The organism is Dehalococcoidia bacterium (assembly GCA_030018455.1).
Taxonomy (GTDB): Bacteria; Chloroflexota; Dehalococcoidia; order DSTF01; family JALHUB01; genus JASEFU01.
Genome location: JASEFU010000023.1, coordinates 1 through 567, shown reverse-complemented (window position 1 = coordinate 567; position 567 = coordinate 1). Strand labels below are relative to the sequence as shown.

Below are 567 nucleotides of genomic sequence, written 5' to 3'. Positions count from 1 at the left end.
CCCAGGTCGATCCCGTGCAGTTGCCTCTCAGCCCACGCTGCTCAGTTTCCAGGGACCAAGCCGGTTTCTGGGGCGAGCCGGTGTAGTGAATCCGGCCCGCCGCCGGCACCTTGAAAATTGCACAGAGGAAGACGGGTAAAGCGAGAAGGATTCTGGCGGAAGGTCAAGCTACGAAGGGCGCACGGTGGATGCCTTGGCGCCAAGGGCCGAAGAAGGACGCGGTGAACGGCGAAACGCCTCGGGGAGCCGTAAGCAGGCATTGATCCGGGGGTATCCGAATGGGGGAACCCGGCGGGAGTAATGTCCCGTCACCCATGGCTGAACACATAGGCCATGAGGGGGGCACCGGGGGAACTGAAACATCTTAGTACCCCGAGGAGAAGAAATCAACCGAGATTCCCCAAGTAGTGGCGAGCGAACGGGGAAGAGCCCAAACCCGCTGCATGGTAAAGCTGGCAGGCGTTGTGCAGTGGGGGTTGAAGGAGCCGCAGGGAGGAGCTGCCGATCCTCCGAGGTAAGGCGAGCCTCTAGCAGAACGGACTGGAACGTCCGGCCATAGACGGTGAG

1 rRNA gene is annotated in these 567 nt (G+C 61.7%); it reads left to right on the top strand.

Annotated features, from left to right (window positions below):
- Positions 1–161: 161 nt before the first annotated feature.
- Positions 162–567: ribosomal RNA gene (locus QME71_11155) — 23S ribosomal RNA — on the top strand; the annotation flags it as partial.